Genomic DNA, 17,693 nt, shown 5'->3' with positions numbered 1-17,693 from the left:
CTCCTGCCGTTCAGCGCGCGCTGCGGGGACGCATGTCGGTCCACGCGGCGTCGATGTGGTCGAGGCACTCCTGCCGGTTGCCGGCGGCGCCGTCGGGGTGCCAGCCGGCGGGCGGGTCCTCCCCGGCCGGCCAGATCGAGTACTGGTCCTCGTCGTTGCGGACCACCTGATACAGCTGCTCACTCATCGTCGGACTCCTTGACGTTCGCGTTCGCGGCGAGGCCGCGGGCCTTCGCGGCGCGCACCTGGGCGCCGATGAGGTCGTCGGGGACGGCGTCGGGGACACGGTCGTCGAACCCGGCCAGGCTCGGCAGCCGCAGCGACACGAAGACCTGCACCGCCATCACCGCCGCCAGGACGAGGAACAGCAGCGCCGTCCCGCGGCCGGGGCCGGTGCCGATGACGGCGCCGAGCGTGCCCGCCAGGGCCCCGCCGGGAGCCATCAGCGGCTCCAGCAGGTGGCTGCCGAGCGGGCCGACGACCGCGTAGCCGATGGGGATGGTGGAGAACGCGATGACGGTGTTCACCGCGAACACCCGGCCGTGGAACCGTTGCGGCACCTTCACCTGGACAATCGTGGTGTAGATGCCGTTGGTGAGGGTCAGGCCGAACGACATGCCCAGCGCGCCCACCGCGACGAGCAGCTCGCTGGTCCGCAGCCCGGGCAGCGCGCTGAACACCGCCAGCAGCAGCACGACCAGCAGCATGCCGCGGACCCGCTGCCGGCGCGGACCGCCCCAGAAGCTCATCAGCAGGCCGCCGAGGATCGCGCCGAGGCCGCCGGCCATGCTGACCCGGGCCACCGCGTCGAGGTCGGCGAAGGACAGCACCAGCGGCGACAGCAGCAGGAACAGCGGCGTCATGAACAGGTTGAGCACGGCGAAGAAGATGAGCACCGGCCGCAGGCCGCCCTCGCCGAGGGAGTAGCGCCAGCCGCCGACGACCTCCTGCCAGAACGTCTCGCGGCGGGCCCACGCGAGGGTCCGCGGGAACCGGACGACCACCACGACGGCGATCGCGCACACGTAGCTGGCGACGTCCAGCAGCAGCACCCCGCGCAGCCCGACGGTCGCCATCAGCCCGGCCGCGGCGAGGGGCACGAGGAACTGGCCGGCGCCGAAGCTCAGCTGGACGATGCCGTTGGCGTGGCCGAGGTACCGCTTCGGCACGAGCTGTGGCACCGCGGAGGCGAACGCGAGCCGCTGGAACGTCAACGCGACCGACAGGGTCACCAGCAGCACGTAGATGTGCCCGACGCGCAGGCTGCCGGTGAGGGCGAGCGCGAGCAGGACCGCCTGGCTGGCGCCGGCGGCGACGTCACCGACGAGCATGACGGTGCGGCGGTCGTACCGGTCGACGACGGCACCCGCGATCGGCGCGACCAGCATCCCGGGGACCAGGCCGAGGACCGCGAACACCGCGAACCGGACCAGGGAACCGGTCTGCAGGTAGATCCACAGTGGAATCGCGAACTCGGTGAGGGCGGAGCCGACGATCGACACCAGCTGCCCGGCGGCGACGGCGAGGAACCGGCCCAGGCTCGGCTCGGGACCGGTGGCGACGGAAGCGGTCCGCGACGTGGAGCGCCCGGCGACGGCCCATCCGCCGTCGGGGTCCCGCAGCGGCTCCCCGGTGTCGTGGACCGCCGTCACCACGCCGGCCAGTTCGGTCGCGCGGTACTTGAGGAAGAAGTGCCCGGCCTCGTCGAGCACGACGAGCGCGGTGGTGCCGGTCAGGAAGTGCCACTCCCGGTAGCGTTCGGCGTAGAACTCGGTCTGCGTGTCCTGGCTGCCGATGACGGACACGATCGGCGCCCGCAGCGGCGTGATCCGCCCGGCGGCGACGTCGGCGAACAGGCCGGTGAAGTACTCCTCGGCGAGCCTGGTGTGCTCGCGCATGTTGCGGATGATGGTGTCGGCCTCGGCCCGGTCGAACTCGGCCATGTCGACGCCCATCGAGCGCAGCCAGTTCTCGTAGACGCGGTTGCCGAGCAGCGCCTCCCGCCCGGCGATCCGCGACAGCAGGCCGGTGACGCGGCCGGTGGGGCGGGCGAACGGGAACACGGCACCGATGTAGACGGCGTCGACGGTGCGCCCGGCCGCCTCGAGCCGCCGGGCCAGCTCGACCGCGAGCGATGAGCCGACACCGCAGTGCCCGTAGACGATCAGGGGACCCTCGACCCGTTCGAGGACCTCGGCGGTGCAGCGGGCCGCCAGCTCGTCGAACGGCAGTGCGTCCTCCTTGAGCCCGATGTCCTGCCCGGGGATCGCGACCGCGTGCAGCGACCAGCCGGCCGGCAGCGCGTCCGCCAGGGGCTGGTAGACCACGGCGCTGCCACCGCCGTACGGCACGCAGACCAGCGACGCGACGCGCTGCGCCGCCGGCACCGGGCGGGTCAGCTCGTTGAGCAGCCGCCGCGGGCCGCGCGCGCCGGCCGGGGTGTCCAGCAGCGCCGCGAGGGCCCGCACGGTGCGGTGCTGGAACACGTCGAGGACCGACACGCCGCCGGCGGTCGCGGTGCGCAGCCGGGCGACGACCTGGGTGGCGATCAGCGAGTGCCCGCCCAGGTCGAAGAAGTCGTCGTCGATGCCGAGCGTCTCGACGGTGAGCAGGTCCCGCCACACGTCGGCGATGAGCCGTTCGGTCGGGGTGCGCGGCTCGACCAGTTCGGTCGCGGCGTCGCGGCGGATCACCGGCGCCGGCAGCGCCCGCCGGTCGAGTTTGCCGTTCGGGGTCAGCGGCAGCTCCGGCAGCACGACGATCCCGGACGGGACCATGTAGTCGGGCAGCCGGGTGCGCAGCGCCGCCCGCACCGGCGCGTCGTCGAGGTCCGCGCCGGCGGCGAGGTACGCCACGAGCCGCTTGTCGCCGGGGCTGTCCTCGCGCACGATGACCGCGGCGTCGCGGACCCCCGGCTGGTCGCGCAGGGCGACCTCGATCTCGCCGAGCTCGATCCGCAGCCCGCGCAGCTTCACCTGGGTGTCGATGCGGCCGAGGAAGTCGATCGTGCCGTCGGGCCGGCGCAGCGCCAGGTCCCCGGTCGCGTACATCCGGGTGCCGGACGGTCCGAACGGGTCGGGCCGGAACCGTTCGGCGGTCAGCGCCGGCCGCCGCAGGTAGCCCGTCGCCAGGCCGGTCCCGGCGATGAACAGCTGGCCCGGCACGCCGGTGGGGACGGGACGCAGCTTCGCGTCGAGCACGTACAGGGCGATGTTCTGGATCGGCGCGCCGATCGGCACCCGCGCCAGCCCGGCGAGGGCGTCACCGTCGCAGTGCCAGGCGGACACGTCGATCGCGGCCTCGGTCGGCCCGTAGAGGTTGTGCAGGGCGGCCGGGAGCGTGGCGAGGCAGCGGCGGGCCAGGTCGACCGGCAGCTCCTCGCCGCTGCACACGATCCGCCGCAGCGACGTGCACCCGGACACGCCGTCGGCACCGAGGAACACGGCCAGCATCGACGGCACGAAATGCAGCGTGGTGACGTGCTCGGCGCGGATCAGATCGCGCAGGTATTCGGCGTCGCGGTGCCCGCCGGGCGCGGCGAGGACGAGCCGGGCGCCGGTCAGCAGCGGCCAGAAGAACTCCCACACCGACACGTCGAAGCTCGCCGGGGTCTTCTGCAGGACCACGTCGTCGTCCTGGAGCCGGTACGCGCGTTGCATCCAGTCGAGCCGGTTGACGATGCCCCGGTGGGTGTTCGGCACGCCCTTCGGCCGTCCCGTCGATCCGGAGGTGTAGATGACGTAGGCGACGTCGTCGGGCGTGAGGTCGTCCGGTGGCGGGTCGCAGGGCGGCAGGGGATCGTCGAGCACGACCACCGTCGCGTCGCTCGGTGGCAGCGACCCGGCGAGCCGGGCCTGGGTCAGCACCACCGGCGCGGCGGCGTCGGCGAGCATGAAGGCGAGGCGTTCCGGCGGGTACTCCGGGTCCAGCGGCACGTAGGCGGCGCCGGCCCGCATGACGGCCAGGAGCGCGACGACCAGGTCGTGGGACCGTTCCGCGCACACGGCGACGAGGTCGCCCCGGGTGACGCCGAGCCGGCGCAGGTGCCCGGCCAGGGCCGCGGACCGCGCGTCGAGGTCGGCGTAGGTGAGGTCCCGCCCGTCGAAGGTGACGGCGACGGCACTGGGCCGCTCCGCGGCGGTGCGGGCGATCAGCGCCGGCAGGGTCGCGCCGTCCGGCAGGTCGATCCGCTGCGGCGGGCGCACCAGGTCCTCGCGCTCGCCGGGCGCCAGCAGGTCCACGTCGGACAGTCGCAGGTCCGGGTCGGCGGCCACGGCCTGCAGGAAGGCCGACAGGTGCCGGGCCAGCCGCTGGGCGGTGCCTTCGGTGAACAGGTCGGTGTTGTAGACGAACGTCGCCCACAGCTCGTCCGGGGTCTCCCTGACGTACAGCTCCACCTCGAACCGGGTCGCGGTGACCGGCGCCGGCCAGTGCCCGACGGTCAGCCCGGCGAACGCGCGGCCGGTGGTCTCGGCGTAGTTCTGCATCGCGAACAGCGCCTGGAACAGCGGCGGGCGGCGCACGTCCCGCGGCACGTCCAGGTCCTGCACCAGCTGCTCGAACGGCAGCTCCTGGTGCGTGTACGCGGACAGGCAGGTCTCCCGGGTGCGGGCGAGCAGCTCGGTGAACGTCGGGTCGCCGTCCAGCCGCGCCCGCAGCGTCAGCGTGTTGACGAACATGCCGACCAGGCGCTCCAGCTCCGGGTGGGCCCGCCCGGCGACGGGGGAGCCGACGGCGAAGCCGGTCTGGCCGCCGGCCCGGCCGAGGACGGCGTGGAACGCGGCGAGCAGCGTCATCGACAACGTCGCCCCGTGCGCGAGGCTCAGCGCCTTCAGGTCGTCGCGCAGCCCGCCGCCGAGCGCGACGGTGTGTTCGGCGCCGTTGAACGTCTGCCGGGCCGGCCGCGGGTGGTCGGTCGGCAGCTCCAGGGCCTCCACCCCGGCGAGGGCGTCCCGCCAGTACCTCAGGTCCGCGTCCTTCGCCGGTCCGGCCATCCGGTCGCGCTGCCAGGCGGCGTAGTCGCGGTAGCGCACCGGCGGGTCCGGCAGCGGCGTCCCGGAGTACAGGGCGGCGAGCTCGTCGGCCAGCACGTCCATCGACCAGCCGTCGGTGACGATGTGGTGGACGGCGACGACGAGCAGGTGGTCGTCGGCGGCGAGGCGGATCAGCACCGGCCGGATGAGCGCCCCGGCGGCGAGGTCGAACGGCTCGGCGACGTGCGCCGCCACGAGACGCCGGGCCTCGCGTTGCGCATCCTCGCCGCCGGGGTTCAGGACCGCGATGTCGACCGCCGCGGGTGGGTCGACGTGCAGCACCGGCCGGCCGTCGCCGGGGTCGGTGAACCTGCTGCGCAGCGGCTCGTGCCGGGCGACGACCCCGGTGAACGCGGCCGACAGGGCGGCCGGGTCGAGCTCACCGTGCAGGCGCAGCACGACGGGGATGCTCGCGGCGCCGGTGCCGGGCGCGAACTGCTCCAGGAACCACAGCCGTTCCTGCGCGAACGACAGCGGCGCCGGCCGGTCGTCGGGAAGCGCCGGGACGACCGGCCCGGTGGGGGCCTGCTGGCGCAGCCGGCGTTCCAGCAGGGCCAGTTTGGCGGCGGACAGTCCCTCGCGGGCAGTGGTCACGGCGTCGGCTCCTCGTCCAGCACGAGCAGCGCCTCGGCGTCCTCGTCGGTCAGCGCGGCCAGGTCGGCGATCATCAGCGCCTCCACGGCCTCGGCGAGCCCGCCGAGGTCCGGGTGGCTGAACATGGTCCGCAGCGGGACCTCGGTCCCTGTCGCGGCGCGCAGCCGACCGGCGACCTTCATGGCGAGCAGCGAGTGCCCGCCGACGGCGAAGAAGTCGTCGTGGGCGCCGACCCGATCCAGGCCGAGGACCTCGCACCAGACGCCGGCGACGAGCTCCTCGGCGGCGGTGCGGGGCGGCACGTATCCGCGCGGTGCCATGGGTGCGTCGGCGACGGCGGGCCGGTCGGTGCGGGCCGGCGCGGCGAGCAGCCGGGCCCGGTCGGCGCCGTCGCCGGACGCGTCCACGGTGGACAGTGGCGCGTCGGGTGCGGCGAGGACCGCGCCGAGCAGTGCCGCGAACCGGCCGGCCAGCCCGTCGACGGTGGCGCGGTCGAACAGGTCGGTGCGGTAGCCGTACACGAGCCGCAGCCCGCCGCCGGTGCGCCACACGTCGAGGCTCAGCTCGAACTTCGCCTGCCGCACCCCCGGGTCGAAGAACTCGGCGGTCACCCCGGGCAGCACGTCGGTGCCGGCGGCGTCCTCGGTGTGCATGGTGAACATGGTCTGGAACAGCGGGGTCCGGTTCAGCAGCCGCGGCACGTCGAGCGCCGCGAGGAGCCGGTCGAACGGGACGTCCTGGTGCGCGTAGCCGGCCAGCGCGGTGTCCCGGGTCCGCGCGAGGAGCTGCCGGAACGTGGGGTCGCCGGACAGGTCGCCGCGCAGGGCGAGGGTGTTGACGAAGTAGCCGGCGACGCCGGCGACCTCGACGCGGGGGCGGTGCTCCACGGGGGTGCCGACGCAGACGTCGTCCTGGCCGGTGAGCCGCGCGAGGAGCACCTGGTAGGCGCTGAGCAGCAGCATGAACGGCGTGGACCTGGCGTCGGCCGCGAGCCGCCGCACCGCGTCCACGACCGGCTCCGGCAGGTCGTGGGCGAGGAAGTCGCCGGCGAACCCGGACAGCTCCGGTCGCGGCCGGTCGGTCGGCAGGTCGAGCACCGGCACCCCGGTGAGCTGGCCGCGCCAGTAGCCGAGCGAGTCCCCGTCGAGGACGCGGGTGCGCTGCCAGGCGGCGAAGTCGGCGTACTGCACCGGCAGCTCCGGCAGGGTCTGCTGCTCGTACGCGGCCCGCAGGTCCTCCACGAGGATGCCCATCGACCGCCCGTCGCCGGCGATGTGGTGCACGACCAGGGACAGCACGTGCTCGTCGGGGCCGAGCCGGATGAGCCCGGCCCGCAGCAACCGTCCCTCCGCCAGGTCGAACGGCGTGTTGGTCCATTCCATGACGACCCGCGCCGCGTCGGTGCAGGCGTCCACAATGGTCAGTTCGATGCCGCCGGGCGGCAGGAGCTCCTGCATCGGCTCGTCCTCGCCGGCCGTGTAGCGGGTCCGCAGCGACCCGTGCCGTTCGACGACTGCTCGCACCGCCCCGCGCAGCGCCGGTTCGGACACCGGTCCGCGCAGCCGGTACGCGACGCTGATGTTGTAGGAGGCGTCGGCCGGGTCCAGCTGGTGCAGGAACCACAGCCGCTGCTGGCCGAACGACAGCGGCGCCGGCCCGGCGGCGCGGCGGGTCACGGGCTCGTCCTCGCCGCTGCGCAACCGGTCGACGGCGGCGGCCAGCCCGGCCACCGTCGGCTGCAGGAACAGCGCCCGGACCGGCACGTCCCGCCCGGTGGCCGCGCACAGCCGGGCGACGACGCCGACCGCGAGCAGCGAGTGCCCGCCGAGGGCGAAGAAGTCGTCGTCGGCGCCGACCCGGTCCAGTCCCAGGACCCCGGCCCACACCTGGGCGACGAGGTCCTCGGTCGGGGTGCGGGGCGCGACGTAGCCGCCGCCGGCGGCGTCCGGTGCCGGCAGCGCGGCCCGGTCGACCTTGCCGTTGACCGTCAGCGGGATGCGTTCGAGCGGGATCAGGTGCGTCGGCACGAGGAACGGGGGCAGCCGCTCGGCGAGGGCCCGGCGCAGGTCGTCGGCGCGCAGCCCGTCGCCGGCGGCGTAACCGGCGAGGATCAGGTGCCCGGCGGCGTCGGGGCGGGCGACGACCACCGCCTGCCGCACCCCGGGCAGCGCCGTCAGGGCGGCCTCGACCTCGCCCGGTTCGATCCGGAAGCCGCGGATCTTCACCTGGTCGTCGAGCCGGCCGAGGAACTCGAGCTGCCCGTCGGTGCGCCACCGGACGAGGTCGCCGGTGCGGTACAGCCGGCCGCCGGGCGGCCCGAACGGGTCTGGGCGGAACCGGTCCGCGGTCAGCGCCGGGCGGCCCAGGTAGCCGCGGGCCAGCCCGGCCCCGGCGATGCACAGCTCACCGGGCACGCCGGCGGGGACCAGGCGCAGGTCACGGTCGACGACGTACAGGCGGGTGTCGGAGATCGGGGTGCCGATCGGCGGCCGCCGCCCGCCGTCGTCGGCGCGCAGCTCGGCGGTGGTCGCGATGACGGTCGCCTCGGTCGGGCCGTAGGTGTTGAGGACGGTGACCCGGTCGCCGACGTGCCCGAACCAGGCGGCCAGGGCGTCGGCGCGGACCTGGTCGGCGCCGAGGATCAGCAGCCGCAGCGCCGCCGGCCAGCGCACCTGCCCGACGATGCCGGTGAGCTCGTGCCAGTACGGCGTCGGCAGGTCCAGCACGGTGATGCCGGGCTCACGGGCCAGGAGCTCGGGCAGGTCCTCGCCGGGTTGCGGCAGCACCAGCCGCGCGCCCGCGGTCAGCGCCGGCCACACCTCCTCGACGTGCGTGTCGAAGCTGATCGACGCGAACTGCACGACCTGGTCGTCGACGCCCAGTTCGTAGCGCTGCCGCATCCAGGCGACCCGTGCGGCGAAGGCGGCCCGAGTCACCCCGACTCCCTTGGGTGTGCCGGTCGAGCCGGAGGTGTAGATGACGTAGGCGAGGTGGCCGGATCCGGCGGCGTCCGTCGCCGGGGTGCCGGCCCCGTCGGGCAGGGTGTCCGGGGTGACGAGGACGGTCGCGCCGCAGTCGCGCAGCAGCAGCTCCCGGCGGGCCTGCGGGTAGCGCGGGTCGATCGGCACGTAGGCACCGCCGGCCCGCAGCACCGCGAGCAGGGTCACGACGAGTTCGACGCCCCGGTCGAGGGCGACGGCGACGGTCCGGTCGGGTCCGACGCCGAGGCCGCGCAGCGCGGCGGCGCGGCGGGTCGCGCGGCGGTCGAGGTCGGCGTAGGTCAGCCGGTCCGCGCCGCAGACGACGGCGACGGCCTCCGGGGTCCGTTGCGCCCAGGTCGCGACCAGCCCGGCCACGTCGTCGTCGGGTTCCGCGCGGACCGGCCCGCGGCCCAGGTCCAGCAGCTCGGCCCGCTCCTGCGGGGTCGACAGGTCCAGGTCGGACAGCCGGCGGTCCGGGTCGGCGGCGACGGCCTCGAGCAGCAGCCCGAAGCGGGTGATCAGGCGGCCGGCCGTGGCCGCGTCGAACAGGTCGGTGCGGTAGTTCAGCGACAGCTGCAGCCCGTCCGGCTCCCGCCAGGCGTCCAGCATCAGGTCGAACTTCGTCTGCGCGAACCCGTCGTCGAACAGCTCCGCGGTGACGCCGGGCAGCACGTCGAGGCCGGCGCCGTCCTCGGTGTGCAGGATCAGCATGGTCTGGAACAGCGCGGTGCGGCTCGGGTCCCGGGGCAGGTCCAGGGCCGCGGTGAGGCGTTCGAACGGGATGTCCGGGTGGGCGTAGGCGGCCAGGGCGGTGTCGCGGGCGCGGGCGAGCAGCTCGCGGAACGTCGGGTCGCCGGACACGTCGGTGCGCAGCACCAGCGTGTTGACGAACAACCCCACGAGGTCGCGCAGTTCGGGCCGGGCCCGGTCGGAGATCGACGAGCCGACGCTGACCTCGTCCTGACCGGTGTGCCGGGCCAGGACGGCCTGATACGCGGCGAGCAACAGCATGAACGGGGTGCAGCGCTCGGCGCGGGCGACACGGTCCACGGCGTCGGCGAGCGCGGCGTCGAGGCGGTGCCGCACGAACGCGCCGCGCGAGGTCTGGACCGGCGGCCGGGGCCGGTCGGTGGCGAGCTCCAGGGTGCTGACGCCGTCGAGCTGCCCGGTCCAGTACGCGAGCGCGGCGTCGTCGTCGGGCCTGGCCCGCTGCCATACGGCGAAGTCCGCGTACTGCACCGGCAGCGGCGGCAGCACGGTCCCCTTGTAGGCGGCGTGCAGCTCCTCGACGAGGATGCCCAGGGACCGGCCGTCCCCGGCGATGTGGTGCATCACCAGGCACAGCACGTAATCGTTTTCGGCGATGCGCACCAGTCCGGCGCGCAGCAGCGCTCCGGCGGTCAGGTCGAAGGGCGCGTTCGTCCACGCCGCGACCGCCTGCCGGGCGTCGCCGTCGGCCACGTGGAGGTGGGCGCCGCCCGGGGGAGCGATGACCTGGACCAGGTCGTCGCCGCGTTCCAGGAACCGGGTCCGCAGCGTCTCGTGCCGGTCGACGAGGGTGCCCAGCGCCGTGCGCAAGCGGTCCACGTCGACGGGGCCGCGCAGCCGGTACGTCAGGTTCATGTTGTAGGCAGCGTCGGTCGGGTCGAGCTGGTGCAGGAACCACAGCCGCTGCTGCCCGATCGACAGCGGCGCCTCGGCGCCCCGGCGCCGGACGATCGGGCCGGTGGTGCGGGCGCCGCCCCCGGTGAGACCGTTGATCGCGGCGGCCAGTTCGGCGACCGTCGGGTGCGCGAGCACCGAACGCACCGACACCTCCAGGCCGGACACCTCCGACAGCCGCGCCGCGACGGTCATCGCCGGCAGCGAGTGCCCGCCGAGGGTGAAGAAGTCGTCGTCGACGCCGATCCCGTCGCGGCCGAGCACCTCCGACCAGACGTCGGCGACAAGGCGTTCGGTGGCCGACCGCGGTGCGGCGCCCGCGCCCGCCGCCACCGGGTCGGGGGCGGGCAGCGCGGCCCGGTCGAGCTTGCCGTTCGGGGTCAGCGGCAGGTGGTCGACGACGATGACGTGCCGCGGTGTCACGGCCGCCGGGAGCACCGCCGCGAGCCGTTGCCGCCAGTCCTGCGGGGCGGTGCCGTCGCGGGTCACCAGGTAGCCGGCGAGCCAGCGCTCCGCGGCCGGGTCGCCGTGCACCGCGGCCGCTGCCTGGGTCACGCCGGGCAGTTCCGCCAGCCGCGCCTCGACCTCGCCGAGCTCGAGCCGGTGGCCGTTGAGCTTCACCTGGTCGTCGCCGCGGCCGAGGAATTCGAGCTGCCCGTCCGGGCGCCACCGGGCGAGGTCGCCGGTGCGGTACAGCCTGGCCCCCGGCGGGCCCCACGGGTCGGGCCGGAACCGGTCGGCGGTGAGCCCGGGCCGGTCGAGGTAGCCGCGGGCCACGCCGTCGCCGCCGATGCACAGCTCGCCGGCGGCGCCGACCGGCACCGGCCGGCCGAGGTCGTCGCACAGGTGCACCTGCGTGTTCGCGATCGGCCCGCCGATGAGCACCTCGCGCGGGTCGGCGGGCACCTCCCAGGCGGTCGACCAGATGGTCGTCTCCGTCGGCCCGTACACGTTGACGAGCCGGCCCACGACGGCCCGCAGCTGCCGGGCGAGTGGTGCCGGCAGCGCCTCGCCGCCGACGAGCGCGGTCACGCCGGGCCCGTCGAACCCGGCGGCCAGCAGCAGCCGCCACCGGGACGGTGTGGTCTGGACATGGGTCACGCCGGCGTCGCGGGCGAGGGCGGTGAGCCCGGCGCCGTCGCGCAGCAGCGCCTCGCCGGCCACGACGACCCGGCCGCCGGTGACGAGCGGCAGGAACAGCTCCAGGCCGGCGATGTCAAAGGCCAGGGACGTGACGGCGAGCCACCGGTCCTCGGGTCCGGCCTCGAGGCGGTCCCGCATGTCGAGGACGAAGTTGGCGAGGGCGCCGTGCTCGACCGCGACGCCCTTGGGCCGGCCGGTCGAGCCGGAGGTGTAGAGCACATAGGCGACGTCGCCGGCGGTGACCGTGGCCGGTCGGGGATCGGGAGGGGTGCCGGTGACGTCGTCGAGGACGACCACGGTCGCGTCGTGCGGTGGCAGGTCCGCCAGCAGCGCCCGTTGCGTCAGCACGATCGGCGCGGCGCAGTCGGCGAGGACGAGCGCCTGCCGGGCCGGCGGGTAGTCGGGGTCGATCGGCACGTAGGCCCCACCGGCCCGCCAGACGCCCAGCACCGCCGCGGGCAGATCCGCCGAGCGGTCCACGCGGACGGCGACGAGCGTGCCCTTTGCGCAACCGGCGTCCTGGAGCGCCGCGGCGATCGCGTCGGCGCGGGCGGACAGGTCCGCGGCGGTGAGCGTCACCGCGCCGGCGACGACCGCCGGGCCGCCGGGTGCCGCCGTGACCCGCCGGGTCACCAGGTCCGGGACGGTCCCGCCGGTGGGTGCCGCGGTGTCGTTCCAGCGGCGGGCGAGCGCGATGTCCTCGCCGGACGGCCCGATGCTCGACAGTGGACGGTCGAGGTCGGCGGCGAGGGCCGCGGCGACGGCGCGGAAGTCGGCGGCGAGGCGCTCGGCGGCGCCGGGCTCCAGCACGCCGACCGGGTGCCGGAACGTCAGCTCGGCACCGCCGCCGGGCAGCGGGGTCGCCTCGACGGTCAGGTCCAGCCCGGGCGCGCCGACCTCGTGGTGCCACGTCTGCGCGGTGAGTCCCGGCCAGTCGCCGGTGTCGGCGCGGTGCCGGTGCAGGTGCAGGGCAACCTGGAACAGCGGGTGCACGCCGGGCCGCCGGGCCGGGTTGACCGCCGCGACGACCTCCTCGAACGGCACCTCCCGGGTGAACGCCTCGACGACGGCGTGCCGGGCCCGCCGGACCACCTCGCCGAAGGTCGTCGCGCCGCGCAGGTCGGTCCGGACCGCGACCGGGTTGAGGAAGCATCCGACGACCGGCTCCAGCTCCACCCGCGCCCGGCCGGAGGACACGGTGCCGACGCACAGGTCCTGGCGGCCGGTGTATCGCATGAGCACCACGTCGAGCAGCGCCATCAGCACGACGAACGGGGTGGCGGACGGGTCGGGCCGCAACTGGTCCAGGGTCTCGGCCGGCAGGGTGGTGCGCACGCTGTGGGTGGTGCCGTCCGGGTCGGCGGGCTTTATCGCAAACGGCAGCTCCAGGTCGGCCGGTGGCGGCGTGAACCTTTCCCGCCAGTGCCCGAGCCGGTCCGTGGCGGCGGGAGTGTCCGCGAGCCAGGTCGCGTAGTCCGCGTACTGCAGCGCCGGGCCGGGGGTCAGGCGACCGGCGTACGCGGCGGCGAGGTCGCGCTCGACGATCGCGACGGACTGCTCGTCGAAGGCGATGTGGTGCCCGGCGAACAGCAGCACGTGCCGGTCCTCGGCCAGGCGCAGCACGGTGGCCCGGAACAGCGGGCCGCGGCTCAGGTCGAAGCGTTCGGCGGCGGCCGCCGCGGCGTGCTCGGCGGCCTGCTCGTCGGGGTCGCCGGTGGCCGTGAGGTCGATCAGGTCGACCGGGGCCGGGCCGGTGTCCAGGACGAGCTGCCGCGGCCGGCCGTCCTCGACGACGTACACGGTCCGCATGGCCTCGTGGCGGCGGACCACCGCGGCGAACGCGGCCGCGAGGGGGTCGATGTGCAGCGGGCCGTCGAGGCGCAGGCCGAACGTCGCGTTGGGGACGGCGGCGCGGGCCGGGTCGAACTGGTCGGCGAGCCAGATCCGGCGCTGGGCGGGAGTGCACGGGAACGTCCGGCCGTCGCGCGGCTGTGCGGTGATCGGTGTGACCTCCCGGTTTTTGGAGGCCAGCAACTTCGTGAGCGCGGCGCGGCGACGTGGGTCGAGAACCGGCGAGACCATGGCAGACGTTTCCCCCGAAACATTGATCTGCGTTCAGCGTACAGCGCCGCTTCGGCACGTCGCTGAGGTGCGCAGACGGCCATGGGAGCGCTTCCAGTCCGCGAGCACGCTACTGAGATGAATAGCCTAGCGTCAAGAGATTCGGAAACACCCACGTCATAAAACGGACTTACAGCCGAAATTGACGCATCTTTGATCATCAATGGTTACGGTACGTGATTCTCCGTCGTATGGGCATTGATCACGCTCGGTGGGTGCGGCCATACTGCGCCGATGGGGGAGTTCCTGTTCGTCACGCACGGCACCGCCGGCGACGTCCTGCCGTTCGTCCGCATCGGCGCCGCCCTCGCCGCCCGCGGGCATGCCGTGACACTCATCAGCCACGCGCCCTACGCCGACCCGGCCCGCGCCGCCGGGCTGGGCTTCGCCGCCGTCGACACCGTCGCGCAGTACGAGGCCGGCCAGCGCCGCACGCCCGACCTCCTCGCCGCCCGGCGGCCGCACGAACTGCGCGACTACTACGAGCGGGAGGGCCTGTTCGCCCAGCTGCGCCGCGAGGTCGACCTCATCGCGGAGCGGCACCGGCCCGGCCGGACCGTACTGGTCGGGCGGCACACGTCGGCGCTGTCCGTGCTCGTCGCCGCGGACCTGCTCGCCGCGCCCGCCGCCTGGGTCGCGGTCGCACCGGTCCAGCTGCTCGTCGCGCCGGTCGCCGCCGCGCACGTCCGGGCCGGGCTCGCCCCCGGCATCGACGCCGTCCGGGCCGGCCTCGGCCTGCCGCCGGTGGGGGACTGGGGCGGCTGGCTGCACTCCCCCCGTGCCGTGCTCGGCCTGTGGCCGGCGTGGTTCGACGCGTCCGGCCCGCGCGCGGCCGCCGGCGTGACCCTGACCGGCTTCGTCACGGGCGACCCGGCTCCGTCGCAACCATGGCCCGTTGCCGGCCGTCCGCTGCTGGTCACCGGCGGCACCGGCCAGCTGCTGCACCCGCGCTTCTACCCGGTCGCCCTGGACGCCGTCGCGGCCACCGGGCGGCCCGCGCTGGTCGTCGCGCCCGCCCGGGCCCTGCTGCCGGCCCGGCTGCCGTCCGATGTGGACTGGCAGCCACGGCTGCCGTTCCCGGCGGTGCTGCCGCAGGTCGCCGCGATCCTGCACCACGGCGGCATCGGCACCGCGGTGCGGGCCATGCGCACCGGCACGCCACAGGTCATCATGGCGTACGGCGCCGACCGCCCCGACAACGCCGCGCGGCTGGCCGCCCGCGGAGCCGCCCGCTGGGTCCCGGAGCCGGACTGGGCGCCGCAGGCGGTCGCGGCGCACCTGGAGGCCGCCGCGGCAGACACCGGCTACGGCGCGCGGATGGCCGGGCTGCTCGACGAGCCCGAGGACGCCGCCCCGGACCGCGCCGCCGCCACCCTCGAGGAACTGCTGTCGGCGGGCCCCCGCCGGCTCACCCCGGAGCAGCGCCGCGTCCTTGCCCTGCGTCTCGCGGCCCGGCGGTGACCGGGACCCGTAATGTCACTGGGCATGAAGTTGCGTGAGGACGAGGTGCTGGTGCCGGCACCCGGTGGTGCGATCCGATCCGTGGTGCTGCGTCCCGTCGGGGACGACCCGTTGCCGGGCGTGCTGCTGTACACCGACATCTTCCAGCTGACCGAGTCGACCCTGCGCACCGCCCGGCGGCTCGCCTCCGCCGGGTTCGTCGTCTGCGTCCCGGAGATCTACCCGCACGGCGATCTCGCCGGCGTCGCGCTGGAGTTCGACGACGACGGCAAGCGGGCAGGCCTCGCCGGTGCCGCGGCCACCACCACCGCCCAGTTCGACGCCGACCGGGTGGCGGTGCTGGACTTCCTGGCGCTGCGGGCCGACACCACCACCCTGTTCGCGACGGGCTTCTGCATCGGCGGGCACCTGGCGTTCCGGGCCGCCCTCGACCCGCGGGTCGAGGCGACCGTGTGCTTCTACCCGACCGGCCTGCACAACGGCGCCCTGGGTGCCGACGCCGACGCCGGCTCCCTCGCGCTCGCCGCCTCGATCGGCGGCCGGCTCATGATCGTCTTCGGTTCGCAGGACCCGCACGTCCCCGCCGCCGCCCGCGTCGAGATCCTGTCCGCCCTGTACGCCGCCGGCCTGGAGGACCTCGAGCTGCACGTGTACGCCGGTGGCGAGCACGCCTTCATGCGTGACGTCGGTGCCCGGCACGACCCGGTGCTCACCGACCTCGCGCTGACCGAGGCGGTGTCCTTCTTCACGGCGCGCTGAAGTTTTTCGTTGCGCGGGTAAACCCGGCGGGCCGCCGGTGTGCACCTATCCGGCGAGGAGGCGCAGATGCCGAGTGATACGTCGGAGGACCCTTCGGATGACCAGGAGCAGTTCAGTGAGTTCTATGCGGCGCGACGTGACGTGGTCCGTCGCACCGCCTACCTGCTGTGCGGCGACTGGCACTGGGCCGACGACCTGACCCAGGTCGCGTTCATGCGGCTGGCCGTGAGCTGGCGCAAGGTACGCGACCGTGGTGCGCTGGACGCGTACGTCCGGACCTGCCTGATGCGGTGCTACCTGTCCGAGACCCGCCGGGCCTGGCGGCGCCGGGAGGCGTCGCACGCCGAGGTCCCGGACACCACGGCCGGCCCGGACACCGTCGAGCAGTCGGCGCAGCGCACGGCGTTCACGGCGGCGCTGGGCCAGCTGCCGCCACGGCAGCGGGCGGCGCTCGTCTGCCGCTACTACCACGACCTCGACATCGCCGCGACGGCCGAGGCGCTGCGGTGCTCGGAGGGCACGGTGAAGAGCCACACGGCCCGTGGGCTGGCCCGGTTGAAACAGTTGCTCGGCGACGACTTCGAACAGCGGCCGGCGGCGATGATGGAGGGACGCTCGTGACTTCCCTGCGTGAACGGTTCGACGACGCCGTGGCGAGCCCGGCACCCACGATCCCGATCAGCGGCAAAGCCCTGTACGCGACCGCGCTGCACCGGCGCCGGGTCCGCAACCGCCTGGTCTCCGCGGCGGTGGCCGGTTGCACGGCGGCCGTCGTGGCGGTCGTGGCGGCGCTCGTCACCGCCGACGGCAAGGACCGCGCCGCGCCCACGCCGGCGGTCAGCGGCTCCGCGACACCGACACCGGCGGCCGACCGGCCCTACTCCTTCGACGGCCGCGTGGAGCAGGCACTCGCCACCGACGCCGGCCACCTCTACGCGGTCCAGCTGCGCTGCGCCACCAAGGACGAGGAATCGTGCGTGAGCGTCCTCTACGGCTCCGAGGACGGCGGCAGGACCTGGACCGAGCGGAAACGGGGCATCGCCAGCGGGCTGCAGACACCAGCGCCGGGTGTGCTCGGCGCCTTCGTCACCACCAGCCCGACCAGCGTCGCGTACCGCATCAGCGCCGACGGCGGGCGCACCTGGAAGGACTCGAAGGCGGCGTCGGGCACCATCCCGGCGGTGCCGGCCGGCGGCTGGCCGACGTGCCGCGAGGACAACTCGGGCGTCATGCGGTGCGCCATGTACGGGGTCGACCGGCAGACCGGCACGCAGCGGAAACTGGCGGCCCAGCCGCCGAACCTCACCCCGATCGCGGTCAACCCGACGCCGCCGGGCACCGGGCTGTGGGTCTCCGGATACGTCCAGCAGGGCAGGTACACCGGGGCCGCGGTCAGCCGCGACAACGGCCGGACCTGGTCCACGCACGTGTTCGGCAAGGACGAGGCCGACTATCCGACCGGGGTCAACAACCAGCAGGTCGGCATCGCCACGCTGGACGGCACCACCGTCTACGCCGTCGTCACGGTCGTCGGCAACGACGGCAAGAACCGGCTGCTCGTCTACCGCAGCGCCGACGGCGGCCTCACCTGGCAGCGCGGCGAGCGCGGGCACGAGCCGCCGTGGCTGCAACACGGCGAGCGCGCGTTCGTCACCGCCGACGGCACCCTCGTTGTGCAGACCGTGATCGACAACCCGGCCGAGTGGTACGCCGGCACCTCCGGCGCCTTCACGAAACCGGCGCCGACGACCGGCCTGGAGCACGTCGACCAGATGGGGCAGCCGGTCCAGGTCGCCGCGCCCGGGGTCTACACCGCCTTCGACCGCACGGCGGTCTACACCTCGCCGGACGGCCTGCACTGGACCCGGCACCAGGTGGGCCCCTCCTGAACGGCACCCGCGCGGCACCCGGGAAGGACCCGGGGCCGCGCCGCCTGGGG

At 74.8% G+C, this 17,693-nt stretch carries 7 protein-coding genes; 4 read left to right on the top strand and 3 right to left on the bottom strand.

Going from position 1 to position 17,693, the window contains the following annotated elements; all coding sequences use genetic code 11:
- Positions 1–10: 10 nt before the first annotated feature.
- Genes ACFPIJ_RS30665 through ACFPIJ_RS30655 form a run of 3 tightly spaced genes read right to left on the bottom strand, consistent with a single transcriptional unit; the run spans position 11 to position 13,495 of the window.
- On the bottom strand, positions 11–187 hold the full coding sequence (locus ACFPIJ_RS30665; protein ID WP_380120021.1) for an MbtH family protein: 177 nt from the start codon (positions 185–187) through the stop codon (positions 11–13).
- Positions 180–5,627 carry a non-ribosomal peptide synthetase/MFS transporter gene (locus ACFPIJ_RS30660; RefSeq protein ID WP_380120019.1) on the bottom strand — a complete coding sequence of 1,816 codons (5,448 nt, stop codon included), beginning with the start codon at positions 5,625–5,627 and terminating at the stop codon, positions 180–182. Before ACFPIJ_RS30660 ends, ACFPIJ_RS30665 begins: the two co-directional genes overlap by 8 nt.
- Positions 5,624–13,495 (bottom strand): amino acid adenylation domain-containing protein, encoded by a 7,872-nt coding sequence (locus tag ACFPIJ_RS30655; protein ID WP_380120017.1) that lies wholly within the window; start codon positions 13,493–13,495, stop codon positions 5,624–5,626. Before ACFPIJ_RS30655 ends, ACFPIJ_RS30660 begins: the two co-directional genes overlap by 4 nt.
- Positions 13,496–13,768: 273 nt before the next feature.
- Between ACFPIJ_RS30655 and ACFPIJ_RS30650 the strand changes: the two genes are divergently transcribed.
- The 4 genes from ACFPIJ_RS30650 to ACFPIJ_RS30635 all read left to right on the top strand — a co-directional run bounded on the left by ACFPIJ_RS30650 (position 13,769) and on the right by ACFPIJ_RS30635 (position 17,643).
- Positions 13,769–14,995, top strand: coding sequence for a glycosyltransferase (locus ACFPIJ_RS30650; protein WP_380120015.1), 1,227 nt, complete (start codon positions 13,769–13,771; stop codon positions 14,993–14,995).
- Positions 14,996–15,019: 24 nt separating this feature from the next.
- Positions 15,020–15,754, top strand: coding sequence for a dienelactone hydrolase family protein (locus ACFPIJ_RS30645; protein WP_380120013.1), 735 nt, complete (start codon positions 15,020–15,022; stop codon positions 15,752–15,754).
- Between the two features lie 66 nt (positions 15,755–15,820).
- Positions 15,821–16,375, top strand: a complete 555-nt coding sequence (locus tag ACFPIJ_RS30640; protein WP_380120011.1) for a SigE family RNA polymerase sigma factor — start codon at positions 15,821–15,823, stop codon at positions 16,373–16,375.
- Positions 16,372–17,643, top strand: a complete 1,272-nt coding sequence (locus ACFPIJ_RS30635; protein ID WP_380120009.1) for a sialidase family protein — start codon at positions 16,372–16,374, stop codon at positions 17,641–17,643. Before ACFPIJ_RS30640 ends, ACFPIJ_RS30635 begins: the two co-directional genes overlap by 4 nt.
- Positions 17,644–17,693: the final 50 nt, after the last annotated feature.

This window comes from Dactylosporangium cerinum (genome assembly GCF_042653625.1).
GTDB lineage: Bacteria > Actinomycetota > Actinomycetes > Mycobacteriales > Micromonosporaceae > Dactylosporangium > Dactylosporangium cerinum.
The sequence above is the reverse complement of the archived record's forward strand: the minus strand, read 5'-3'. Positions and strand labels throughout refer to the sequence as shown.